This is a genomic window from Ancylomarina longa, from assembly GCF_003996985.1.
GTDB lineage: Bacteria > Bacteroidota > Bacteroidia > Bacteroidales > Marinifilaceae > Ancylomarina_A > Ancylomarina_A longa.
In genome coordinates this window covers 49,693-75,439 of sequence record NZ_RJJX01000010.1, presented here as the reverse complement: position 1 = coordinate 75,439, position 25,747 = coordinate 49,693, and the positions used below count along the sequence as shown (strand labels likewise).

Here is a 25,747-nt window from a genome sequence, read left to right as displayed (position 1 = left end):
TATGTCAGGCATTTTTTTTATAATAGCAATAAACAAACATGAAACGAGCATGCAGGTTTAATCGTTAGGATTACACCTGGTGGAATGATTAAATTCACTTGCCGCTTGCATCTGACCTGAATAAGAAAATTATAAACAGATGAAACTAATCGACGGAAAAAAAATCTCGAACGAGGTAAAGCAGGAAATTGCTGCCGAAGTAGAGCAAATGAGACAAGCTGGAGGAAAAGCTCCTCATCTTGCTGCTATGATTGTTGGACACGATGGTGCTAGTGAAACCTATGTGGCAGCTAAAGTTAAAGCTTGCGAAGTAGTAGGTTTTCAGTCTTCAGAATTTCGATTTGAGGAAGATATTACCGAAGCAGAACTATTGGAAAAAATCCGAGAGATCAATGAAGATGATTCTATTGATGGATTGATTGTGCAACTTCCCTTACCAAAGCATATTTCCGAAACAAGGGTGATTGAAACTATTGCTCCTGAAAAAGATGTTGATGGATTTCATCCAATGAATGTGGGAAAAATGGTGGCTAGTTTGCCAACTTATCTTCCTGCTACTCCTGCGGGAATTGTGGAATTGCTTAAGCGATATGAAATTGAAACATCAGGTAAAAATTGCGTTGTTCTAGGGCGAAGTAATATCGTGGGAACACCAATGAGTGTATTGATGTCACGCAAGTCTGCTTATGGTGATTGCACGGTGACGCTTTGCCATAGCCGCACCAAAAATATTGGGGAAATCACTCGTCAGGCGGATATTGTAATTGTAGCCTTGGGTAAAAAAGAATTCCTTACCGGAGATATGGTAAAAGAAGGCGCAGTAATTATTGATGTGGGTATCCACCGAGTAAAATCAGATAAAACCAAATCGGGATGGAAATTGCTAGGCGATGTCAATTTCGATGAAGTTGCCCCGAAAGCATCCTTTATTACACCAGTTCCTGGTGGAGTTGGCCCAATGACAATTGTTTCGCTTCTGCAAAACACCCTATTGGCTGCCAAAAAAGAAATATACTTATAGAAATTTCTTAATACTATCCTGCAAGTTACTTCTTTCCTTTCCGAAAGTACAAGATAACTTGCAGGAGAAATTCTCTCCTTGAGAATGACCCTAATTACCGCCACACCTTCCTATGTTTATGCTAGTTTTAATGGGACAGCATAAATTCAAAAGAATTAGCTAGAATTACTGCATCTATATTGCATGAATATTTCGATGTGCTGCATTTATTCCTGAGACAGAAGTAAAATTATTACTAAGTCGAGATCAGATACTCTTCCAAACGTTGTGCAAGACGAATTTATTTAAGTGTATTTCAACGATTCGAGATGGAATAGAAATTTTTTAATTGGATGATTGTGATTCAAAATCATCGATAAAAAAAGACGCATATGATTTGTTTGATTTGAGCATATGCTTATATTTGTCGAAAATTTAATGAGCATATGCCCAGAAAAAAATGTTTAAGACATATTTGTTTAGAGCCTGAATTAACTTATTACAAGCCAGTTGGTGTGCCATTGTGTGAATTGAAGATTGTGCTTTTACATCTTGATGAATATGAAGCGATACGTTTAGCTGATTCGGAAGGATTGTATCATAATGAGGCGGCAGCTAGAATGAATGTTTCCAGACAAACCTTTGGCAGAATCGTTAATGAAGCACGAAAGAAAATTGCGAATGCAATTGTAGAAGGTATGGCAATAAAAATTGAAGGTGGGCATTTTACTACAACCAATAATGATGTTCTTGCTAAGAGTAATTCTGAATAAGCTTAAGCAAAGGTATAATAATTCAACTCGAAAAATATTTAGATTTTAATTAGATATAAATACAATTTTAAATTAATAAACATGAAAATTGCAGTTCCAACAAGAGACAATAGAGTGGATGGCCATTTCGGACATTGTGAATTTTATTCTATTGTTACCGTAAACGAAAATCGTGAAATTGAATCCATTGAAAAAATGGAATCACCAGAAGGGTGTGGTTGTAAATCGAATATCGCATCTGTATTTCAACAAATGGGTATTTCTTTGATGTTAGCAGGTAACATAGGTCCAGGTGCGATAAACAAGATTAATGAAGTTGGTGTAGAAGTTGTTCGTGGCTGTTCTGGCGAAGTAGAAGATGTGGTGAATTCCTATTTAAAAGGTAATTTAATAGATTCAGGTATTACTTGTTCAGCACATGAAAATCACGGTGGAGAAGGACATCAATGTCAGCATTAAGGTTCTATTTGAAGGTTAAATGTAAAGAGAGCACTAAGGCTCTCTTTTTCTTTTTTCAGAGAGTTATTGATTTCTGTTGAAAATCTATCTAATTGTAATTATTTTTGTTTTTCACTCAATTTAATAGGATGGAAAAGGATTTTAATAAACTTGTAGAATTTTATTACCAAAAAAAACAGGAGGGAATGGATTTCTCTCAAATTCGAAAAGAATTGATCGATCAGAAAATTAGTGAAGAAATGATCAAGGATATAATGAAGGAAATCGACAGCCGAATTTTAGCAGTAGAAAGCAGAAAGAAAGGAAAATTAAAAGCAAAAGAATTGCGTTGGATTGGCTGGAGTCTCATGATTATTGGTGGTTTTTTAACTTTTGCAAACTATTTTCACCTGTTTGAATTAAAAGGATATGCTTTTATTGGGTATGGTCCTGTAATTGTTGGCTATTTGTTCTTGATTGCTGCAAGAAAAGCACAAAGAAAAGAATCTTAGAATAGGTTTTTAAATTGCCTCATTTTTGATAAAAGAGAATCTCATATTTCATCACTGTCTTATAATTTTTCATCACTTTATTAGATCCATGAGTATCGACATTGATTCATTTGTCAATGAAAATTGCTCCTTCCTAAATTTGTGGGCAATTCTTGAAACAAAATAAGTCAAATATTTGTAAATTAAATAGAACGATTCTTAATAAGCGAAAATTTTTTATCTTAGTTTTTCTGTTTGACTTATTAATTTGTGATGGATGAAGAGATTATACCTATGGGTTGAATTGATATTAATGTTTCTGGTTTTACCGGTTTTGTATTTTTACGAACTTATTCCGGTTCATAAGGCAATACCTCTAATTGTAGTATTCTTGTATTGTCTATTTATTGTATTTCGTGATAAGAATTTCGATCGGAATGTGTTCCGTATAAAACGAGATTATCCTTGGCGAAGTTTTTTATTGAAAGGAAGTGCGCTTTTAATCCTAAGTTCTATATGGGTTTATGTTTTTAGATCCGATGTTTTTTTCCACTTACCACGCTATAATTTCTGGATATGGGTAATGTTGGTACTAAGTTATCCGGTTTGGTCGGCATATACACAGGAATTTATCTTTCGTGCTTTTTTCTTTTATAGATATAAAAAACTTTTTACCAACCCTTTACTTTTTGTAGTGATTAATGCCTTTTGTTTCTCGATGGCGCATATTATTTTCCGCAATTGGATGGCACTAATCTTTACTTTCGTTGGTAGTATTATTTTCTCCTTTACCTATCTCCGTAACAAATCTCTTAATGCAGTATTTCTCGAGCACTCCTTGTATGGAAATATCCTTTTCACAAATGGTTTAGGAATTTATTTTTACCTTCCAATGTAGTTGTATTGCTCTCATTTCATGACTTTCCTTTCGCTTAAATTGTATTTATCTCCTTTTCGCAAAATATAGAATAATTTGTCTTTTTCAGGAAGATGCTTTAATTCACTTCCTTCCCGCGACCAAAAACTTTGATCGTAGATAAGTACATAGCTTTTACCAATTACTTTAAATTCATCTCCTTTAACTACTATAGCAGTATTTTCATCCAGACCAATGCCAAGTAAATAAGGATACCGTTGCAGAATATCAAATAGATCAAATTGCCTGTTGCGCACCATTACATGTTGATCGATTGCTACGTTGGTCAAAAAGCCAAGTCCTTTCTCGTGATCTCCCATCATAATCTGATTGTTCTTGGTATCGCCTCTGGCTAAATAGGAACCTTGAATTGTTGCCCCTGCCGACGAACCAGCAATCACACCTCCACGTTCCAACAATTTGAAAAGCTCCTCTTGCACTTTGGTGTTCAGATAAGCGTCTGCTAGTCGCCACTGTCTGCCACCCAAAAAATAGACTCCGCTAGCCGCTTCTAGTGGGGCTAAAAATGACTCCCTATTGGATTCGCTTGTATCCCGAGTATGCATAATAGTAATATCAGAAAAGCCGTAGCTTGCAAAATTCTTTTTGATCTGACTAAAAGAGGAATCATGTTGTAGATAATTATCATCCATGGCGGTGGGAATAACAACTATTTTTGCAGAATCGCTACCAGCTTGCTTTTTAAATTCATCGTAAATAGTTGCATCCAGTAATCCTCCACCAATAATAATTAAAGTCCCATTTTTTGGGCCGTGGGTGATGTATTGTTCCCCCTGACTTTGCGAAAAGGTTACGCTTGAAATAGAAAAGGTTAGGAAGAAGGTAAATAGAAGCGAAATCAGAGATATCCTTATGCTTCTGTAAGTTGTTGTTGGTTTATTCATCTGTTTGTATTTTGATGTGCTAATTGGAAGACTTCAAATAAAATTCTTTTGCTATACCGCATGTGCTTATTCTTTTTTCCAACGTTCCAGATTCGGAATGCTTTTCGTGAAAAATTTGGCGATAAATCCAGGAAATCCCATGGCTTTTAATTTTTCTTTTGCAAAATTCTGCATTTTAGCTGTAGTATTAATTTCCGGATTAAGAAATTCACCATTACTATAACAATAGGAACAATACATTTTACTTTTATTCCCGTCCTGGTCTGTTCCGCCACTAAATTTGTCCTTTTTTAAGGGCATGCCACAACTTTGGCAATTCTTATATGCTTTTTTCATCGTTTCGATATTGGTTAATTAATTCCTGGTTATGGTGTTATTTTTTAGGAGAAGCACTGCAAGGCAAAAAGCAGGTTATTCAATGGACCGAAAGATTTTTCGTTCGCGATACTAGATTTAAGCTTATCGTTTTGCTTTCTTCATTTATTCGTGAATGCTAAAGTTAGTAAAAACACATCAAAAATATTTAGAGTAAAATTTTGGGGATGAAAGCTTCCGACATGTGCAGTTGACTTCATAATGAATAAAGTAGATTTTTTCACGTTTGCAGTTGGCTTCAGCCAAGCAAGGAAGTGAACACATACACAGGGAAGAAGCTTTCCATTCAACTTAAAGGGAAACTTCTTATTCTTATTTAAAATCAATAAAAATAACTCTATCTTTAATCTACTTTAATAAAAACGATGTAGAATGAAATCAATACGGAAAGTGGTAGCGCTATGTATGCTAATTGGTATGCTTAGTATTCCTGCCACAGTTTATTCTCAAACCTCAGAAAACATGAAACAAAAGCATACCAATCGATTAATACACGAAAACAGTCCTTATTTATTACAACATGCACATAATCCGGTGAACTGGTATCCTTGGGGCGAAGAGGCGCTTGCAAAGGCAAAAAAAGAAAATAAGGTGATATTGGTGAGTATTGGATATGCTGCTTGTCATTGGTGTCACGTGATGGAGAGCGAGAGTTTCGAGAATGAGGAAACGGCTAAAGTAATGAACGATTTTTTTGTTTGCATCAAAGTAGATCGGGAGGAAAGGCCGGATATTGATCAGGTATATATGGATGCTGTGCAGTTAATGACCGGTCGCGGAGGTTGGCCGTTGAATTGTTTTCTGATGCCCAATGGAAAACCCTTTTTTGGTGGCACCTATTTTCGCCCCGATGATTGGGTGAAAGTACTGCGAGGAATTCAGAATGCCTGGCTGAATGATACGGATAAAGTGAAAAGTGTGGCAGATCAAATTGCACAAGGCATTCATGCCAACGAGCTGATAACCGACAAATCGGAACAAACAAATTTTCATTTGGATGATCTGAAAAAGGGTGTGAACCAATGGAAGACTGATTTTGATACCAAAGAAGGGGGAAATAATCGGGCGCCAAAGTTTCCTTTGCCCAACGGATTACAGTTTCTCTTGCATTACTACTTCTTTACTCAGGATAAGTCTGCCCTCGATCATGTTTCGCTTACGCTGGATAAAATGGCAAAAGGTGGTATTTACGATCAGGTAGGTGGTGGTTTTGCCCGCTATTCGGTAGATGCAATCTGGAAAGTACCGCATTTCGAAAAAATGCTGTATGATAATGCACAATTGGTGAGTTTATATTCCGAGGCGTATCAGTTGACCAAAAATCCGGAGTATAAATCGGTGGTAGATCAAACTCTCGCTTTTGTTGATCGGGAATTAAGTCTGCCTGAAGGTGGATTTTATTCCTCGCTGGATGCAGATAGTGATGGGGTAGAAGGTAAGTTTTATGTGTGGCAAAAGTCGGAGGTAGATGCACTTTTAGGTGCTGATTCCAAGCTGTTTTGTGAGTATTATGGTATAACATCACAAGCCAACTGGGAGCAAGGAAATATCCTGATGGTTCAATCCTATAAGCAAAAACTGGCTATGAAATATGGATTATCCGTAAAGGAATTCGACCGCAAAATAAAAAAAGGAAAACAGCTTCTGCTGGATAAAAGGAAACATCGCATTCGTCCGGCTCTGGATGATAAGGTACTTACCAGCTGGAATGCATTGATGCTAAAAGGATATGTGGATGCTTACAAAGCATTTGGGGAGGAGAAATATCTGCAACGGGCCATAAAAAATGCGGAATTCCTTCAGAAATATATCTGGAAAGGAAAGGGACATTTGCATCGTAATTATAAGGATGGTATTTCTAAAATTAATGGTTTCTTAGATGATTACAGTTTCACTATTGAGGCTTTTGTAGCTTTGTATCAGGCTACCTTCGATGAGAAATGGTTGATTGCTTCAGAGGATTTAATAGAGCATGTATTGCAGCATTTCTCGGATGATAAATCGGGAATGTTCTTCTATACTTCTGATGAAGATCCGGCTTTAATTGCTCGTAAAATGGAGCTGCTGGATAATGTGATTCCGGGTTCGAATTCCTCTATTGCCAAGGATTTGTTTCTGTTGGGTACTTATCTCGATAAGCAGGATTATATCGATCGATCGGCACAAATGCTGGGGAATGTGAAGGAACGAATGAGTAAGGTACTTTCCTATCACTCCAATTGGGCTCAGTTGATGTTTTGGTTCACCAACCCGCTCTACGAGATAGTTGTTGTGGGCGATAAGGCAATGGCAAGTAAGAAAAAGATTGAAGCAAAATTTCTTCCCAATGCCTTGATAGCTGGTAGTACTAAGGCCAGCAATATGCCTTTATTGCAAAATCGTTATGTAAATGGACAAACAACTTTTTATCTTTGCAGAAATAAAACATGTAAATTGCCGGTTACCAAGGTTGCAGATTTGTTTAACCAGTTAAATATAGAAATGAAAGAGGGGAAATAGGATGTTTTATGAATAAGGAAGTAATTATTCAATAAATCAATAAAAATCAAGTTAGAATGAATAAAAAAACGATTCGTACGGTACTGCTTTCGGGCATTCTGTTATTTATTATTGCTTGTGCAACAGTGCCTATTACCGGTCGCAAGCAGATGAATTTATTTCCCGAAAGCGACATGATTGCAACCAGTTTGACCCAATACGATGCTTTTCTAAAGGAAAGTAAGCTCTCGGCAAACAAAGAGCAAACTGCCATGGTGAAAAGTGTAGGAGCGAAAATATCTAAGGCAGTAGAAACTTTCATGAATACACATGGAATGAGCGATCGTGTTGCCAATTTTAAATGGGAATTTAATTTGGTGGATAATGATACCCCAAATGCTTGGTGTATGCCTGGCGGAAAAGTGGTTTTTTATACTGGAATTCTGCCTTTCACACAAAACGAAACGGGTGTGGCAGTGGTAATGGGACACGAAATTGCACATGCGGTGGCTCGTCATGGTAACGAGCGCATGAGTCAGCAAATGGGCATTCAGGCACTGGGAACTGGACTTTCGCTTGCCTTGAGTGAGAAACCTGCCGAAACGCAGCAAATATGGATGACTGCTTTTGGCATGGGAGCTAATGTTGGAGTTATGCTTCCTTTTTCGCGTGCTCATGAGTCTGAGGCTGATAAAATGGGGCTTATCTTCATGGCTATGGCCGGATATAATCCTGCTGAGGCAATAGAATTCTGGAAACGAATGGCAAAGAGCAGTGGTCAAAAACCACCGGAATTTCTTTCTACTCACCCAGCAGATGCCACTAGAGTAAAAGACCTGGAGGCATTTCTTCCCGAAGCAATGAAATATTACAAAAAATAAGGGCTCAAGCCGAATTGCTGAGGATTAAAATTTCAGGCATAGCTAATAATCTGAATAAAAAGAAAGGTATTTGAAAAGCAGCCTTGATCTTTTTTGTTTCTGTTTTTTGGATCAAGTCGGGTTTGGGCGAAGCGCCAATTTTGTTGGACAATATTGGTTGTTCGGCTTTAAAAATAATTCAGGATGCACTAAGAATGATCATGATTGGAATTCATGATTCAGTTGTCTGCCACCGATTAGAATCATACATCCAAAGCAATTCTCGCACAAGGAAAAAGGATCTCAAAATACTTGAGACTGTTTCTGCACATGGAAAAGGAATCTCAAAACACTTGGAACTGTTTCTGCACAAGGAAAAAGGATCTCAAAATGCTTGGAGCTGTTTTTGCATAAGGAAAAGAGATCTCAAAATGCTTGGAGCTGTTTTTGCATAAGGAAAAGAGATCTCAAAATGCTTGGAGCTGTTTCTGCACAAGGAAAAGAGATCTCAAAATGCTTGGAGTTGTTTTTGCATAAGGAAAAGAGATCTCAAAATGCTTGGAGTTGTTTTTGCATAAGGAAAAGAGATCTCAAAATGCTTGGAGTTGTTTCTGCACAAGGAAGGAGCAGTAAAAACTCCTTTAAAGTTACTGATTACAGTAAATCTGAAGGTAACAAAAAGCGAACTAGGCTTTCATAGTGTGTTGTATCGGTTAATCTTAATTAAATAGGACAGTAAAGATAAAGCCCTGATTATTCTCCCCAATTTTCGGTTTGATCCAAAATAAGCACTATTTTCCAGACTTTTGCTTTTGGTGGGAGTCTGGATGGTTGATAATAATGAATTTGTACTACTCGATACGAACGGTTTAAACAAAAGCCTTTGACAAGATTTGATTGCTATTTCCGCAATTCTTCCTTTGTGCCAAATAGCTCGGAATTCCATATTTCTTCAGGAATGGTATTTTCTTCCTGATCTTCATCCGTCCATCTGGATTTTGGCTTTTGAGGACCTTTATCGCGGTAAGCAAGCGCATATATTAAACCGGAAAATCCACCAAAAAGGTGACCTTCCCATGAAACATCTTTTAGAATTGGAAAGATACCCCAGAACAATCCACCATATAAAAAGGCGACCACAAAAGAAATGGCAATCAGTCGGTAATAGTTGCGAATAATGCCGCTGAAAAATAGAAAAGATGCAAAGGCATAAACTAATCCACTGGCACCAATATGATAGGCTTCGCGGGCACCAAGCCATACCAATATATTAGTAGTAAAATAGCAAAGAAAAAATATCCGGTAGGCCAACGATCGGTAGAAATAGAAAATTCCCCAACTTAAAACAAAAAAAGGAAGACTATTGGCAATCAGATGATCAAAGTCCCGGTGAATAAAAGGACTGGTGAGAATTCCTATCAATCCTTTGGTATGTAATGGGAAGATACCCAGATAATACAGATCTAATCCTAAACCCCATTCGAAAAGCTTTACCGCCCACATCAGAAAAAGAAATAGAATTGGAAAGACCAGACTATGTTTCACTTTTAGTCTTTCCAGGTTCATCTGAGGTGTGAGTGGCGATTTCAATGTCTTGGATAAATTAAGAAGATTGACTTTCTGTTTCCTCCAGCTTCTCCGATTTCTCTACTAATTTCCCCTGAATGCATTCCATGATTCGGGCAGGGTATTTCTGCAATAAGTCGTACTGGTGTGTTGCCATAATAATCGTACGGCCGTTTTTGCTAATATCCCTCAATAATTCTACTAATTCATCCGAGGTCTCAGGATCCAGATTTCCGGTTGGCTCATCGGCAAGAATAATATCAGGAGAATTTAATAAGGCACGTGCTATTACAATACGTTGTTGCTCACCACCAGACAGTTCGTGCGGCATCTTATATCCTTTCTTTCCCATGTTCACCTTTTCCAGAACATCTTCAATACGCCTGTCAATTTCATTTTTATTTTTCCATCCCGTAGCCCTTAATACAAACTCCAGGTTGTGATGAACACTACGATCAGTGAGTAACTGGAAATCTTGAAATACAATACCAATCTTCCGACGCAAAAAAGGAATTTGTTTTCTTTTGATGATTTTTAGATAATATCCTGCAACCGATCCTCCACCTTCTGAAAGCGGTAAATCTGCATATAAAGTTTTTAGTAAACTGGTTTTTCCACTACCCACTTTTCCAATTAGATAAACAAATTCCCCTTTCTCAATTTTCAGGTTAACATCTGTTAGGATAATGTTGTCCGCTTGACGGATAGTAGCTTTATTTAATACAATGATTGCAGATTCTGACATGTAATTTTTGATTTTAGATGAACGATTCATGCGTAGAACTACAAATCTAAAAAATAATTCCGGCTGATACTTTTTTCCGACTTATTTTCTTACCGTTTAAGTAGTACAATTTTTAAGGATATCCTGCGTTTTATTTTACGATGAACTGCTATATTATTTTTACCTTTAAGCCTGAATTTAGTGATCTCCAAAGCTCATAATAATTAGTCTTCCGGGATAGATTATTTTGGCCTGGTTCACTTGTTATATCTACACACACGCAAGCTATATGAGAAACAAATATCGATTGGGTATTTTAACCTCCCTGTTTTTTTTATGTATTGGCTTCAGCACACAAGCCCAAAAAACATTACAACACGATTCCGAATCAGAACGATGGCAGTCGGCAGTAGAAAAGTTTCAGAATAAGAATTTTGGAGCTGCCTGGCACGAGTTTGCAGATTATTTAGAGTTAGAACCGCAATCTCATTCCTGCCGGAAAGCTCAGGCTGAATTTTACATGGCATGGTGTTCTATTGAATTATTTCGCCCTGATGCGGAAGAAGAGATGCAGGCTTTCATTCGGAATCATCCTGAAAGTAACCAATTACAAGCTGCCTATTTTCAGTTAGGGAGACAGCAGTATAGAAATAAAAAATACAAGGAGGCTTTACTCTGGTTTAATAAGGTTGATGTGTATCAGCTAAATCACAATGACTTGCCGGAATATCAGTTTAAAATGGGCTATTCCTATTTTATGCGGAAAGATTATGAGCAAGCTAAAAAGCATTTTTATGAGATTATCGAGGTGTCGGGAGAATACAATGCTCCGGCAAATTATTATTATGCCCACATTGCTTATCTCGATCATAAATACCAGACTGCTTTATTGGGCTTTGAGAAATTGGTTACCAACAAGACTTTCGCGCCTATTGTTCCCTACTACATTACTCAGATTTATTATTTACAGGAAAAATATTCTCAATTATTAGCCTATGCAATTCCTCTATTAGAGGATGTAACCGTTTCCCGACGTGCTGAAATTGCTAAGATGATAGGATTATCGCACTATCAGCTTAAGGAGTATCAAAAAGCAATTCCTTTTCTGGAGCGAGGGAAAGAGAGTCTAACTCGTGGAGATCGATTTGCTTATGGCTATTGTCTTTACAAGCAACAGGAATTTGAAAAAGCCATTACACAATTCGAAAGAGTAGGGGGGGAAGAGGACGAGATGCTGCAGATTGCGAGTTATTGTTTGGCAGATTGTTATTTAAAAACCGGAAATAAAAGTGGTGCTAAGGTGGCTTTTGCAAGTACCGCCAGAATGGATTTCGATAAAAATATGCAGCAAGATGCACTTTTTAACTTTGCTAAGCTCACCTATGAATTATCCTATTCTCCATTTAATGAAACCATAAAAGCATTCGATGAATATTTGCAGAAATATCCCGATTCCAATCGGAATGATGAGGCCTATGACTATTTGGTGAAGGTTTATATGACTACCAAAAATTATGGCGATGCTTTGGCTTCTATGGATAAGATCAAGAATAAAACTCCTCAGATTAAGAGAGCTTATCAAAGAGTTTCGTGGTTGCGTGGTTTGGAATGGATGAAGCAATTGAAATACCCCGAGGCAGTAAAATCTTTCGATGCTTCCTTGCAATATCAAATTTATAATTCAAAAATTGCTGCGGAATGTCTGTATTGGAAAGCAGAAGCGAAATACAGAGTGCAGGATTTTGAAGAAGCAATTGTTTTGTATAAGAAGTTTTTACTTGCTTCCGGAGTTGGTGCTTCTGTTTATTTTGGTCGCGCTTATTACAATATTGCTTCTGCTTATTTTGAGATGGATAAGTATGAGAATGCTTCCGACTGGTATCGCAAGTTTGTAAATCAGGCAACGATAGAGGATCGTTATGTTTGGGATGCTTACAATAGAATTGGAGATTGTTTCTTTTTGGATAGGGAATATCAGAAAGCTGCTGAATTTTATGCTAAGGCGGCAAATGGTGCAAAGTGGGATGCAGATTATGCTATTTATCAACAAGCTTTTGTCTTGGGTTTATTAAATCAGCCTAAAGAGAAGGTGAGCTTGCTTGAAAAATTAAAAAATACATATCCCAATTCGGAATATACCGATGATGCTTTATATGAATTGGCGAGAGCAAAAGTAAAACTTGGTGATCAGCGTAGCGCAATTAAGATGTACAAAGAATTGGTGGACAATAATCCTCAAAGTAGTTACGCTGCAAAAGCTTTGGTACAATTAGGCCTGATGAATTATAATTTAAAAGATTACCAGCAAGCTATTCACTACTATAAACAGGTGGTGATGAAATATCCGCAAAGTGAAGAAAAGAAAAGTGCATTTACTGGATTGAAAAATGTGTATATCGATCTCAATCAGGTGGACGATTATTTTGCTTTTGCAGAATCCTTTGATGGAGGAGTTCGTGTTAGAAGCTCGGAAAAAGATTCCTTGAGCTATATATCGGCTGAACGTTTATATATGAATGGTGAAAGTGAGCGTGGAACAAAGGCATTCTCTCAGTATTTAGCGAATTTCCCCAATGGGATGTTTTGTTTAAATGCTCAGTTTTACAAAGCAGATGCGGCATTAAATCAAAAAAAATATGAGGAGGCTTTAACAGGATTTGAGGAGGTGTTAAAGCAATCTGATAATTTATTTACGGAGAAAGCTCTTCTGGCAGCTTCGCAACTGAATTACCGAAAAGGAAATTTTGTTGCAGCGAAATCGCAATTTTTGAGATTAAAGCAGAGTAGCGAGATTCCGGAACACATTCGAATTGCGAAAATAGGCTATATGAGAACTGCGTATGAGTTAAATGATTTTCAGGTTTGTATTGATGCTGCAAAAGAGGTGCTAAATCTTCCAAAAGTACAGGAAGAAATTGTTCGCGAAGCAACTTATAAGCAGGCAAAATCTTATTTAGCCCTTAAAGAATCCGTTAAAGCTTTGGCTGATTTAAAATCTCTTACCATAGAAACACAAAGTACTGAGGGTGCGGAAGCTAAATTTTTGTTGGCAAAACTTTATTTTGACAAGGCTAAATACGATCTGTCAGAGAAGGAAATCAATCAGTTTATAGAAATGAATTCACCACATCAATATTGGTTGGCCGAGAGTTTTTTACTCCTATCGGATGTTTATCTTCAAAAAGGGGATCGTTTTCAGGCTCGTTACACTTTACAAAGTATAATTGATAATTATGGTGTAAAAGATGATGATATCCTCCTCAGAACACAGAAAAAGTTGAATGTGTTGCTTCAGGAAGAGAAGCAGAACGAGGAGAAGATTCAAAAAAAAGAAATAGAGCTTCCTTTTGAAGGTTCTGATCCGGACGAAAATAAGAAGTTATTCGAAGATACTAAGAAGAAGAGTGATTCTTTGGGGGTAGATGAAGAGAGATTGATGTTGAAGGAGATGCTGAAGAAGGAAGATATAAACGCTAAGTAAAAATACAAAACAAGGAAAGATGTTAAAGAAAATCATATATACCTTACTTGCGATTGGTTCCATGAATTACAGCATGCAAGCACAGGAACAACGAGATTTAAATAAGGAGATACAAGTAAGAACCTCATATCAACCTAAAATTAATAAAGCATCCAGAATTGGGGAATTACCTGTTATTCTAGATACTACCAGTTTTACTCCAAATTTCACTTATTTTGTGCTAACCAGACCACTATCCGTTGCTTTTACACCTGCGGTAATTCCTGCTGCAAAAATTGTTGGAGAGCCTTTAAAGCCTATTTATTCAAGTAGTTTATCTCTTGCTGGAGGCAATTATTCCAGTTTGTTTGGGGATTATCGTTTTAATAATCAAAGATCCAAAACCACTGACATAGGTTTCCATCTTCGACATTATTCTACCAATGGGAAACTAAAACTGGAAAATGGAAATAAGGAAAAGCCAGATTGGGTAGAACAATTGGCAGAGGTGTATGGTTCAGCATATTTAGAGGAGGGGGAATTAAGCGGGAGAGTGTTCTATCAGCATTTGAGATATAATTATTTTGGATTTCCAAAATCGGAGGATGTAGGTGATATTTGGCAGGATTTGTTTCCTTACGAGAAACAAAAGCAAAATATTTTCGGACTATCTGCTGATTTCCAATCGAATTTAAAAGATGCGGAGAAACCTCTATTTGATATTGGCTTATCATTTAATCATTTTGCTGATGATATAGCAGTAAAAGAAAATGATTTGGATATAGATGCAAAAGCAAAAATAAGACATGGTGATGGATTTTGGAGTCTACTGTCTAAATTTGAATATTTTGCTATCGATGGATTAAATCATTGGAAAGGGGATGAATTTATTAAGGAACGAAAAACTCTAAAATGGAGTATTAACCCTCAATATTTACTCCAAACCGGAAGACTGAATCTTAAATTGGGTGCGCATGCAGTTTTGGCAATGGGAGATGATTCTAAAACGAAAATTTATCCTGATATCTCAATTGATGTTAATGCTGTGGATGGGATATTAAGTCTTTTTGCCGGTATCGATGGGGATTTAGAAATGAATAAATATAAGAGTATTGCTAAGGAAAATTCTTTCATTTTTTCTGGATTGAATGTCTTGCCATCTAATAAAAAATATAGATTATATGGTGGGGTGAAGGGGAGCATTTCTTCGAAAGCCTCTTTCAGTCTTACTGCGGAATATGCTGCTATCGATCAACAATATTTCTTTGTAAAGACAGATATTTATCCTCCGGATGCAGTGTTCTTTTTACCTACTTATTCCAATAAATTTGGGGTGCTTTACGATGATATTAGTTTGTTGAAACTGCAAGCGGAAGCAAATATCGAATGGACGGATCGGTTGAAATTGAATTCAAAATTCACCTTTTATCATTATTCTTTAAATCAGCTGGCAGATGCATGGCATAAACCTCAATTTGAATTAAATGTGAATGGGAATTATCAGTTTACCAAAGAATTAAATTTTAAGGTTGGGGTAAATATTATTGGAGAAAGACCAGTTTTGTATTCCGGACAAAATCAAGCATTAGATGCTGTTTATGATTTTAATGTGGGAGCAAATTATTTGTTTAACGAACACTTCACCACTTTTGTAGTTGTTAATAATTTATTTGCTGACAGATATTATAGATGGGAGGGATATCCTAGCCAAGGATTTAACTTCTTAATTGGAGTGAAAATTTTATTCTAATCAAAAGGTTGAGAGGAATAAAGATTAGGGGAATTGAGGTTTTTATTTTTTTAATAAACTAATATATTGTTTATTGGATATTTTTTATTAGTTTTAATTTATAAAACCGAATCCACTACATTTATGAAGTTTAATATAAATTCTATATACACATTAACAAAGTTCCTTTGCTTATTTTTTTTATTGTCTGGAGGAAGTATAGCAGCACAACAATTAGAGCGATGGAAACTATCGGTGAACAACGACCAAAAACCGATAGATATTCTGATGGAGATTGGTAATGATGCGAAAGATATAACTTACCTGTTTGATATTACCAGAGATACCTTAAATATGTCATTTGTTGCCGAAGAGGCAATTACCTGGAAGCATCATGGTGTGAGCGTGTTTGTCATGCCAAAGAAAAAGGAAGTGCTTAAATTAAAATTAGATAATGCTGATTTGGAGAATGTTCAAGTAGTTTTCTATAGAATGTGGAGAGCTATGCCTAAGGTTTATAAAAATGTTAATACTTTATTTGAGTTGCATGAATATGGAACTACAGATTCCGGTGAGAAAATAAGCCATTTTTTAATTCGCTTTAAAATGAAGAGACCACGTCAAAAACATTCTATTCAATTCTAGACATAAAATCGTGTAATACTAGCTGTTTTTATGCTTATTAAATGGCTTTGTCAAAAACTAAATATGACACATGATTTTTCCACTATTTTCCGTCCTTAAATTCATCATTTTTATTATCTTTGTTTTACTTTTGTTTTCCAGGGAAGGGTGCTTGTTAAGTTCCTGATTTTAAAGGTTTTTGTTTAAAATTGTGATGATTAATTTTATGGAGATTACTACTTTAATTTTACTCCTGGAGAATATTCTGAAAATTACACTTAAAAAAATAAGAATATAGGGTCAGGATTCCATCCTTTTGTGTTGGATTTATGGCCTGTTTCTTTCTTTTGAAAACTAAAGATCTGATAAATGAGTGATTTAGAAAATAAGCCAAATGGAAATGCTGAATATTCCGCGGATAATATTCAGGTGTTAGAAGGTTTGGAAGCGGTTCGCAAACGCCCTTCCATGTATATTGGAGATGTAAATGTTAAAGGATTACACCATTTGGTGTACGAGGTGGTGGATAACTCCATTGATGAGGCATTAGTCGGATATTGTGATAATATTGAAGTATTTATCAACGAAGATAATTCTATCACTGTTACGGATAATGGTCGTGGTATACCAACCGCCATACATACAAAGGAGAATCGGTCGGCTTTAGAGGTTGTGATGACTGTATTGCACGCTGGAGGTAAGTTTGATAAAGATTCTTACAAGGTTTCGGGAGGTTTACATGGTGTAGGTGTTTCTTGTGTAAATGCTTTATCCATTCATCTGAAAGCTGAAATTCATCGGGAAGGCAAAGTGTTTTTACAGGAGTATTCGCAAGGTAAGCCTTTGGCAGATATTAAAGTTGTTGGGGAAACAGATGTTACAGGTACTAATATTACTTTTAGACCAGATGATACGATATTTCTTACTACAGAATATAAATATGATATTTTAGCCGCTCGTTTGCGTGAATTGGCTTTCTTGAATAAAAATATACGTTTAAAGATTACCGATAAGCGTGAGCAAGATGAGAATGGGGAATATAAAACTGATACTTTTTATTCTGAAGAGGGATTGAAAGAATTTGTTGAATATTTGGATAATACCAGAGAAAGACTGATTGAGGATGTTATTAATGTATCTACAGATAAGAATGATGTTCCGGTTGAAATAGCACTACAGTACAATACTTCATTCTCGGAAAATATTCATTCGTATGTGAATAATATCAATACAATTGAAGGTGGTACTCATTTAACTGGATTTAGGAGAGGTTTGACCAGAACTTTAAAAAGTTTTGCTGAAAAATCAGGAATGTTAGCCAAACTTAAATTTGATATTAGTGGGGATGATTTTCGTGAAGGTCTGACGGCTGTTATTTCTGTTAAGGTGGCAGAACCACAGTTCGAAGGACAAACCAAAACAAAATTAGGTAATTCAGAGATCAGTATTGCTGTTGATCAGGCGGTAAGCTCTATGCTTTCCAATTATCTGGAAGAGCATCCAAAAGATGCAAGAACCATTGTTCAGAAGGTGATAATGGCTGCAACTGCGCGTCATGCAGCAAGGAAAGCTCGCGAGTTAGTGCAAAGGAAAACTATTTTAGGGGGTTCAGGTCTTCCTGGAAAATTATCAGATTGTTCGGATAAAGATCCTGTTAAATGTGAAATATTCCTTGTCGAGGGAGATTCGGCAGGAGGTACTGCAAAACAAGGTCGAGATCGTAAATTTCAGGCAATATTACCATTAAAAGGTAAAATTTTGAATGTGGAGAAAGCCATGCAACATAAGGTTTTTGAAAGCGAGGAGATTAAAAATATATTTACTGCACTTGGAGTTACTTTTGGAACAGAAGAAGATAGTAAAGCTGTTAATATGGAAAAGTTGAGATATCACAAAACCATAATTATGTGTGATGCCGACGTCGATGGTAGCCATATTGCTACGCTTATTATGACATTCTTTTTCCGTTATATGAAACCTCTTATCGAAAATGGATATTTATACATTGCAACTCCTCCTTTGTATTTGGTGAAAAAAGGGAAGAATCAGCAATATTGTTGGGATGAGAATCAGCGACTTCGCTTAATAGAAGATTGGGGAGGTGGAAAAGAAAGTTCTTTGCACATTCAACGATACAAAGGTCTTGGAGAAATGAGTGCCCATCAGTTATGGGAAACTACAATGAACCCTGAAGACAGAACTTTACGTCAGGTTACCATTGATAATGCTGCAGAAGCAGATCATGTATTTTCAATGTTAATGGGAGATGAGGTACCACCAAGACGTGAATTTATAGAAAGAAATGCTACTTATGCAAATATAGATGCTTAGTAGTAATTATTGAATATTTCAAAAGCCCTTGAGTAGATTACTCGAGGGCTTTTTTATTATTAGCATTTAAGTTTTTATTTTTAATAATCCTTAATAATAAGAAAATGAATATATGCGTGTTTTGTTCATCCAGTAATTTTGTAGGTGAAATTTATTTTAAAGAAGCCAGAGATCTTGGATCTGCTATTGGCAGAGGAGGACATCAATTGATATATGGAGGAACAAATGTCGGATTAATGAATGAGCTTGCTAAGACAGCACAGTCTTTCGGAGCTAGAGTGATTGGTGTAATTCCTGAATCAATAAAAAACAAAGGTATTGCTGCGGATGACTTGGATGAGTTGGTTGTCACTTCGGATATGATGGAGCGGAAAAAGATTTTGCAAGATAAGGCAGATGCATTTATTGCTTTACCTGGCGGATTTGGTACCCTGGAAGAACTTATGGAGGTAATCACTCTTAAACAATTGAGTTATCACCAAAATCCTATTGTAATAGTCAATACAAATGGTTTTTATAACCCAATGTACTTGCAATTTGAACAAGCATATGATCAAGGTTTCGCAGATGATAATTATCGCAAACTCTATAAATTTGTAAATTCATCGCAGGCTGCACTTGATTATATTTATACTAATAGTAGCAACTCTATCCCATCCAAGATGGATTAATTAATGAAGAATTGTTTATTGATTGATTCAAGTAGAACACTTGATTTTATTGGTTTTGTGAGATAATCGTCGCATCCGGCATCCATAACTTTTTGCTTGTATTCTTTTTGAACAAAAGAGGTTTGTCCGATAATTGGAATTTGAGCATTCTGCAATTTAATTTGCTTAGTTGCTTCGTATCCATTCATCACAGGCATTTGTATGTCCATAAGAATCATGTCTACCTTTACCTTTTCGCAAAAGGATATTGCCTCTATTCCATTTTTTGCCCAAATAATTTCAGCATTGGTTTTAGTTAAACTAGCCTTGAAAAATGCATAATTATTTTTCTCATCATCCACTATTAAAATTTTCTTTCCACTCCAGTCATATAGTTTTTCCTTCCCGATTTCAGAAGATTGATCAAGTTTGTAATTTTGAATATAGGGAAGACTGACATAAAATGAAGTTCCTTTATTTTCTTCAGACTTCACACTAATTTCGCCTCCTAATAACTCTGCTAAACGCTGAGAAATGGTTAAACCAAGACCTGTTCCTCCAAATTGTCTTGTATCTGATCCATCAAATTGTCTGAAAAGTTGAAAAATATTTTGAATAGCAGACTTAGGGATGCCTATACCGGTATCTTTCACGAAAAATTCAATAGTTTTTTGATCTTTTAGATGATAACCAAATTCCACAGATCCCTCATTTGTGAATTTTATCGCATTCTCAATTAAATTAGAAAGCAATTGTTCCAAACGATGAGCATCAGAAATGATGACAGAATCTTTATCACTTAATGCTTTCTGAATTTTTAATATAAGATGAGACTTTTGAATAGTATTCTTATGGTGATAGTACTTTTCGTATAATGAGGATAAGATTCGATTAATACTTATTTTTTGTTTGTTTAATTTAATCTGTTTAGACTCGATTTTTGATAAGTCGATAATGTTGTTGATTAACTGAAGTAAACTATTGCCACTTTGCTTAATAAGTTCAGCATATTCCTGACGGTCTTCATTCTCAATATCCTGATTGCTGATAAGATCAGTAAACCCAAGAATGTGATTCATAGGTGTTCTTATTTCATGTGACATGTTAGCTAGAAATGCAGATTTTAACTTGTCTGATTCTTCCGCTTTATGTCTGGCTTCTGTTAAATGCTGTTCGTATTCTTTCCGTTGTGTGATGTTTCGGTAAATAGCAAAAATAGCTATTGACTTTCCTTCAATTAAAATTGGGTTTCCCATAATAGAGACATCAATAAATTCACCATTTTTACATCTTCTTTTGGTCTCAATTTCAATTAATTGACCTTTGGATGTCATTGCGTTCAGATTCTTAGCCTCCTCTTTCTTTGATTCATCTGCGAGTAAAGAATCAATTACAACACCGTCAATATCTTCTTTTGTATATCCAAAGATATTGGTAAACTGTCGATTGATTTTTATTCCTTTGCTTTCATTATCTGTAATTGCAATTGCTTCTGGCGAATTTTCAAAAAGTTGTTCAAAATAAGCTGTTTCGATATTTAGTTGGTGTTCCGTTTCTTGCCGTTTTAGAATCATTTGATTAGCGAGTTGTCCAAGGCGCTTGAACTCTTTGAAGTGAAGCGTAGTGGTATCAATTAATATAGACTTGGAAGCTGCTTTCTCATAAAATTTAGTGAATACATTTAGTCCGGATTTGCTAATTTTAATCATAAAGCGAGTGAGAAAACCAATCAAAATACTAGTTAATAGTAAAATGATGCAAGCTTTTAGAATATAGTTATTAACGCTAGCCTTAAGTTCTGACTTTTTTCGAGCAATAGAACGGTTAAGCTCATCAGTGTGTACTCCGGATCCAATGACCCATTGCCAATCTTTAAAAGATTTCGCATACATTAATTTGGATAAATATTTAGAAGTATCTTGTTGGAAAGGATCAGAATACCTTATAAATCCCCCGTTTTCATCTGTGCCTCTGGTAATAAATTCTTGAACAATCATTTTTTTATCATGATCCTTGGTGTACCATAAATTTTTCCCAATTAGGTCTTTTCTACTGTGAGCAAGGCATGTTCCATCAAAGCTGAAAACCGCTATGGTTATACTATCATCAAATCTTAAATCTGTTATTTTATTTAGAATTTTCTTTTGGATCTCAGTTTTGTATTTTTCAACATATTGCGTACATCCAATATACCAATTGTAAGGTTTAAAGAGTTTTACAAATGATATTTTGGGATATATTTTTTGTTCGTCATCTTTTTGCCACGAATAGTTGGAATAACCTTCCTGTTTGCTTTTTGCCGTTTTAATCTCATTTTGAATGATTGGCATTCCATAAACATCCTTTAACGAAAGTCTATTTTCTCCTTCCATAGATGGTTGTTTAGGATCCATAATAACAGATCCATCTAAATTGTTGATGTAGAAAAACCCTTCTCCATCATTGAATCTAACGGATCTTAAGGCATCTACAATTAGTTTTTTTAAATCCTCATCAGGAAGCTGATCTTTATAATTTTCATAAAGATTTGTTGCAATGGAATGTGCTTCATGAACGCGGTTGCGAATATCTTTTTTTAGTAGGTTTCTAGTTTGTCGACGTTCGTTTTCTATGAAATTAATTAATGTTTGAGTTTCGTGCTGTAAGGTTTTTTCTTGATTTTTAAAAAAGTTTGCTTGAACTTTTGTAGATTCTTCATCAAACTTCTGAATTTCTTGTTGTATCCAAAATATACCTAAGGTGATAATTAGTAGAAAGGATGTGGAGAGTAAGGAAATCAAAAATACTTTGGATATACTTTTATCTTCAAAGATTTTACCAAATATATATTTCATGTTAAGATTTTGCTTTATAAGAATTGCCTTTTGTTGACTAAAATGCAAGAAATCAATAGTTAATAAATTTCCAGCAGATTTAACTTTATTGCCTTGTGAAAAATGAAAGGTTAAGGTTATAAGTTAAACTTTCCTGTAAATACGTACTTAGCCGGACCAGTTAACCAAATTTCTTTTATATTTTGGGAATCTATTTTTTCGAAATTAACTTTTAAATTACCTCCCTTGGTTATGATTTTAAAACTTTGATTCTTTGTTTTAAAACTTGCACTAATGGCAGCTGCCACTACTCCAGTACCACAAGAATAAGTTTCGTCTTCTACTCCTCTTTCAAATGTACTAACCATTATGGAATCATCTTGAAAAGAAACGAAATTTACATTTGTACCTTCCTTTTTAAACCGGTCGTTATTTCTGATTTTCCGACCTTCGGAATAGGTGTCAAAATTGTTGTGATTTGGAATAAATTTCACAAAATGAGGTGATCCTGTATTTAGATAAAAATAATCTTCACCGATTTCTAGTTTAGAGATATTTTGCATTTGTAAGGAAATCAAGAGTTCCTTTTTATTGTTCAGTATTTTTGCTTTATGTTCTCCGTCAACAGCTATAAAACTCGTTGAATCTGTAATTATTCCAAGATGATATGCAAAAGCAACAATACATCTTCCGCCATTTCCACACATACTTGCTTCTTTTCCATTTGAGTTAAAATATCTCATGCGGAAATCAAAGTTTTCTTCATTTTCTAAAAGCATTAAACCATCACCCCCTACACCAAAGCGCCGATCACAAATTTTCTCAATTAATGATATGTCCTTTGAATCGATGATGAAATCGCGATTGTCAATTAGTATAAAGTCATTTCCAGTACCTTGATACTTAAAGAAATTGAGTTGCATTATGTCTAAATATTGTTAATAAGTGTTAAAACCTGAAAATGAGTGAACACTTATGAAGTTATATCGTTAAAATTGTAATAAAAGTAAGAATCTTATTGGTATTACTCCTTTTCCAACAGATTAAAAGTTTAATTTTTTGACAAGAGGTAAAATCTTTGCTTTCACCTTACTTTGTTGGGATATAAGTGTAAAAGAACTACAATAAGGAGGAATTTAAATCGTTAAAAATAAAAGTAATTACAAAATGAAAACAAAATTATTTCTTGGAAGAATTTTAACCGCTGTAGTGGGTGGAGTTGTTGCTGTTTTATTATTTATTTTATTTGCGAATCACGAAAAAAAAATCATTGCTGTTTCAGAACCCAATACAGTGCAATTGGCTAGTCATTCTGCTTCTGGAGGGAATTCTGTTGATCTGACAGAGGCGGCTGCAATATCTGTAAAATCTGTAGTTCATGTAAAAACACTTTATTCAAACGAAGAATATCAATCGAATCCGTTTTACGATTTTCTTTTTGGTAATGCTGAGAGAAATTATCAACATGCTCCCAGTCTTGGTTCTGGTTCTGGGGTGATAATTTCTTCGGATGGTTATATTGTTACAAATAATCACGTCGTTAGAGGTTCAAATCTAATAAACGTTGTATTGTATGATAAGCGATCCTACGAGGCCAAATTAGTTGGACAGGATCCATATACAGATTTAGCATTGTTGAAGATCGATGAAAAGGATCTTCCTTACCTTGAAATGGGAAATTCTGATGATTTGAAATTAGGAGAGTGGGTTCTTGCAGTTGGTAATCCTTTTAATTTAACTTCTACAGTAACTGCAGGTATTATAAGTGCAAAAGCCAGGACTTTGGGCCTTTCGGGAAATCAAATGAGTATTGAGTCTTTCTTACAGACTGATGCCGCTGTTAATCCAGGAAATAGTGGAGGAGCTTTAGTCGATACAAGAGGTAGGTTGGTTGGTATTAATACAGCTATTGAATCGAGAACGGGTTCTTATTCAGGTTATTCTTTCGCGATTCCCGTAACAATTGTTAAAAAAGTGGTGGGAGATTTAAAAGACTTTGGTGAAGTGCAAAGAGCATTTCTTGGTGTTTCCATTAGAACCATTGATGCTAACCTGGCGGATAAAATTGGGGTGGATAAGATTGAGGGAGTGTACGTTGCCGGAATAAATACTGATGGAGCTGCAGAACAGGCTGGCATAAAGATGGGAGATATTATTTTGGATGTACACGGAAAAGTTGTAAATTCTAGCTCGGAACTTCAGGAGCAGGTTAGTAAATTTCATCCTGGCGATCATATTGCTATTGTAATAAAAAGAGATGGAAAAAAGAAACAAATAGATCTTGTTTTACGTAACAGGTTAGGAGATACCAATATAGTAAAATCTAAAGATTTAACTTTTCTTGGAGCCGAGTTTGAACCAATTTCCTCGCAAGAAAAATATCGACTTCAGATTAATAGGGGAGTAAAAGTGAAGCATCTGCGAAGTGGAAAGCTAAAAGATGAAAATATAAAAGAAGGATATATTATTTATAAAATTAACGATAAGCCAATCTATAAAACAGAGGATATTCAAAAAGCTTTGCAGGAGGTTAAAGATGGAGGCGTTTTTATATCAGGTATTTATCCAGATGGGAATGTTAAGTATTATGCCTTCTCTTTGAGAGATGATTAATAAGTACAAGCTATAAAAATAGAAATAATTCGAATTAAATGACAAAAAATGTTGACATTTTTTATTAAATAGTTTAATTTTGCGGCATATTTTCGATGAAAAGGGACTATGAGACAATTAAAGATAACCAAATCAATTACCAATCGTGAGAGTGCTTCATTAGACAAGTACTTACAAGAGATTGGTAAAGAAGATCTTATTACAGTAGAAGAAGAAGTTGAATTGGCGCAGCGAATCAAAAAAGGCGACCAAAGAGCTTTGGAGAAATTAACCAGAGCAAATTTGCGTTTCGTTGTTTCTGTAGCTAAGCAATATCAAAATCAAGGATTAAGCCTTCCTGATCTTATCAATGAAGGAAATCTTGGATTGATTAAAGCGGCAGAAAAGTTTGATGAAACTCGTGGTTTTAAGTTCATATCTTATGCTGTATGGTGGATTCGTCAGTCAATTCTTCAGGCTTTGGCAGAGCAGTCTCGAATTGTTCGATTACCATTGAACCAGGTTGGTTCGTTGAATAAAATCAACAAAGCATTTTCGAAATTCGAGCAAGAACATGAAAGAAAGCCATCACCAGAGGAATTAGCAGAATCTTTAGAATTACCTGCAGATAAAGTTGCAGATACTCTTCGTGTTTCTGGTCGTCATATCTCTGTAGATGCTCCATTTGTTGATGGAGAGGATAACAGTTTGTTGGATGTATTGGTGAATGATGATTCTCCAATTGCAGACAGAAGCCTCTTGAATGAATCATTAACCAAAGAAATTGATCGCGCATTGGCTACTTTAACAGAAAGAGAAAGCGATATCATTAAATTATTCTTCGGTATTGGAATTCAAGAAATGACATTGGAAGAAATTGGCGAGAAATTTGGTTTGACACGGGAGCGTGTTCGTCAAATTAAAGAAAAAGCGATTCGTCGTTTGCGTCATACTTCCAGAAGTAAATTATTGAAGTCATATTTGGGTTAATATTACCCTTGAGATAACTAAAGCAGTTTCGT

20 protein-coding genes are annotated in these 25,747 nt (G+C 35.5%); 14 read left to right on the top strand and 6 right to left on the bottom strand.

All coding sequences use genetic code 11. The features are described 5' to 3' along the window. Positions 1-139 precede the first annotated feature (139 nt). The 5 genes from folD to DLK05_RS09080 all read left to right on the top strand — a co-directional run bounded on the left by folD (position 140) and on the right by DLK05_RS09080 (position 3,600). A complete protein-coding gene (gene folD, locus DLK05_RS09100) occupies positions 140-1,021 on the top strand; it encodes a bifunctional methylenetetrahydrofolate dehydrogenase/methenyltetrahydrofolate cyclohydrolase FolD (RefSeq protein WP_127343694.1) in 882 nt (293 codons plus the stop codon). 425 nt (positions 1,022-1,446) lie between these two features. Continuing rightward, entirely contained in the window at positions 1,447-1,773 is a 327-nt protein-coding gene (locus DLK05_RS09095) for a DUF134 domain-containing protein (protein ID WP_127343693.1), read from the top strand. A gap of 81 nt (positions 1,774-1,854) precedes the next feature. Next, positions 1,855-2,232, top strand: coding sequence for a NifB/NifX family molybdenum-iron cluster-binding protein (locus tag DLK05_RS09090; protein WP_127343692.1), 378 nt, complete (start codon positions 1,855-1,857; stop codon positions 2,230-2,232). Between the two features lie 128 nt (positions 2,233-2,360). Continuing rightward, entirely contained in the window at positions 2,361-2,723 is a 363-nt protein-coding gene (locus tag DLK05_RS09085) for a hypothetical protein (RefSeq protein ID WP_127343691.1), read from the top strand. Between the two features lie 256 nt (positions 2,724-2,979). Continuing rightward, the gene (locus DLK05_RS09080; protein ID WP_127343690.1) at positions 2,980-3,600 is read left to right on the top strand and encodes a CPBP family intramembrane glutamic endopeptidase; all 621 of its coding nucleotides are present in this window, start codon (positions 2,980-2,982) and stop codon (positions 3,598-3,600) included. Positions 3,601-3,611: 11 nt separating this feature from the next. On the opposite strand, the gene DLK05_RS09075 is transcribed toward DLK05_RS09080, so the two are convergent. After that, positions 3,612-4,523, bottom strand: coding sequence for a cyanophycinase (locus DLK05_RS09075; RefSeq protein WP_127343689.1), 912 nt, complete (start codon positions 4,521-4,523; stop codon positions 3,612-3,614). Positions 4,524-4,589: 66 nt separating this feature from the next. Continuing rightward, positions 4,590-4,859 carry a zinc ribbon domain-containing protein gene (locus DLK05_RS09070; protein WP_127343688.1) on the bottom strand — a complete coding sequence of 90 codons (270 nt, stop codon included), beginning with the start codon at positions 4,857-4,859 and terminating at the stop codon, positions 4,590-4,592. A 411-nt stretch (positions 4,860-5,270) separates the two neighbouring features. On the opposite strand from DLK05_RS09070, the gene DLK05_RS09065 reads away from it, so the two are divergent. Both DLK05_RS09065 and DLK05_RS09060 read left to right on the top strand, forming a co-directional pair. Beyond that, positions 5,271-7,397, top strand: coding sequence for a thioredoxin domain-containing protein (locus DLK05_RS09065; protein WP_209319805.1), 2,127 nt, complete (start codon positions 5,271-5,273; stop codon positions 7,395-7,397). A gap of 56 nt (positions 7,398-7,453) precedes the next feature. Next, the gene (locus DLK05_RS09060; RefSeq protein WP_127343687.1) at positions 7,454-8,257 is read left to right on the top strand and encodes a M48 family metallopeptidase; all 804 of its coding nucleotides are present in this window, start codon (positions 7,454-7,456) and stop codon (positions 8,255-8,257) included. A gap of 879 nt (positions 8,258-9,136) precedes the next feature. On the opposite strand, the gene DLK05_RS09055 is transcribed toward DLK05_RS09060, so the two are convergent. Then, the gene (locus DLK05_RS09055; RefSeq protein WP_235831980.1) at positions 9,137-9,826 is read right to left on the bottom strand and encodes a rhomboid family intramembrane serine protease; all 690 of its coding nucleotides are present in this window, start codon (positions 9,824-9,826) and stop codon (positions 9,137-9,139) included. Between the two features lie 13 nt (positions 9,827-9,839). Then, entirely contained in the window at positions 9,840-10,547 is a 708-nt protein-coding gene (locus DLK05_RS09050; RefSeq protein WP_127343686.1) for a cell division ATP-binding protein FtsE, read from the bottom strand. 268 nt (positions 10,548-10,815) lie between these two features. Here DLK05_RS09050 and DLK05_RS09045 point away from each other — a divergent pair, with 268 nt between their 5' ends. From DLK05_RS09045 to DLK05_RS09025, 5 genes are all read left to right on the top strand, one after another. Further along, positions 10,816-14,007, top strand: coding sequence for a tetratricopeptide repeat protein (locus DLK05_RS09045; protein WP_127343685.1), 3,192 nt, complete (start codon positions 10,816-10,818; stop codon positions 14,005-14,007). Positions 14,008-14,026: 19 nt separating this feature from the next. Beyond that, positions 14,027-15,736 carry a TonB-dependent receptor gene (locus DLK05_RS09040; protein WP_127343684.1) on the top strand — a complete coding sequence of 570 codons (1,710 nt, stop codon included), beginning with the start codon at positions 14,027-14,029 and terminating at the stop codon, positions 15,734-15,736. 123 nt (positions 15,737-15,859) lie between these two features. Further along, on the top strand, positions 15,860-16,360 hold the full coding sequence (locus tag DLK05_RS09035; protein ID WP_127343683.1) for a hypothetical protein: 501 nt from the start codon (positions 15,860-15,862) through the stop codon (positions 16,358-16,360). Between the two features lie 348 nt (positions 16,361-16,708). Further along, positions 16,709-18,670 (top strand): DNA topoisomerase (ATP-hydrolyzing) subunit B, encoded by a 1,962-nt coding sequence (gene gyrB, locus DLK05_RS09030; RefSeq protein ID WP_127343682.1) that lies wholly within the window; start codon positions 16,709-16,711, stop codon positions 18,668-18,670. A 104-nt stretch (positions 18,671-18,774) separates the two neighbouring features. Then, entirely contained in the window at positions 18,775-19,341 is a 567-nt protein-coding gene (locus tag DLK05_RS09025) for an LOG family protein (RefSeq protein ID WP_127343681.1), read from the top strand. Here DLK05_RS09025 and DLK05_RS09020 read toward each other — a convergent pair. Together DLK05_RS09020 and dapF are read right to left on the bottom strand one after the other, a co-directional pair. Beyond that, complete coding sequence (locus DLK05_RS09020; protein WP_127343680.1) at positions 19,338-22,154, bottom strand: cache domain-containing protein; 2,817 nt, start codon at positions 22,152-22,154, stop codon at positions 19,338-19,340. The genes DLK05_RS09025 and DLK05_RS09020 overlap by 4 nt on opposite strands. Positions 22,155-22,270: 116 nt before the next feature. Next, positions 22,271-23,056 carry a diaminopimelate epimerase gene (dapF, locus tag DLK05_RS09015; protein ID WP_127343679.1) on the bottom strand — a complete coding sequence of 262 codons (786 nt, stop codon included), beginning with the start codon at positions 23,054-23,056 and terminating at the stop codon, positions 22,271-22,273. 244 nt (positions 23,057-23,300) lie between these two features. On the opposite strand from dapF, the gene DLK05_RS09010 reads away from it, so the two are divergent. Together DLK05_RS09010 and DLK05_RS09005 are read left to right on the top strand one after the other, a co-directional pair. After that, positions 23,301-24,746 (top strand): S1C family serine protease, encoded by a 1,446-nt coding sequence (locus DLK05_RS09010; protein ID WP_127343678.1) that lies wholly within the window; start codon positions 23,301-23,303, stop codon positions 24,744-24,746. Positions 24,747-24,854: 108 nt separating this feature from the next. Then, the gene (locus DLK05_RS09005; RefSeq protein WP_127343677.1) at positions 24,855-25,715 is read left to right on the top strand and encodes a sigma-70 family RNA polymerase sigma factor; all 861 of its coding nucleotides are present in this window, start codon (positions 24,855-24,857) and stop codon (positions 25,713-25,715) included. The last annotated feature ends 32 nt before the right edge of the window (positions 25,716-25,747 follow it).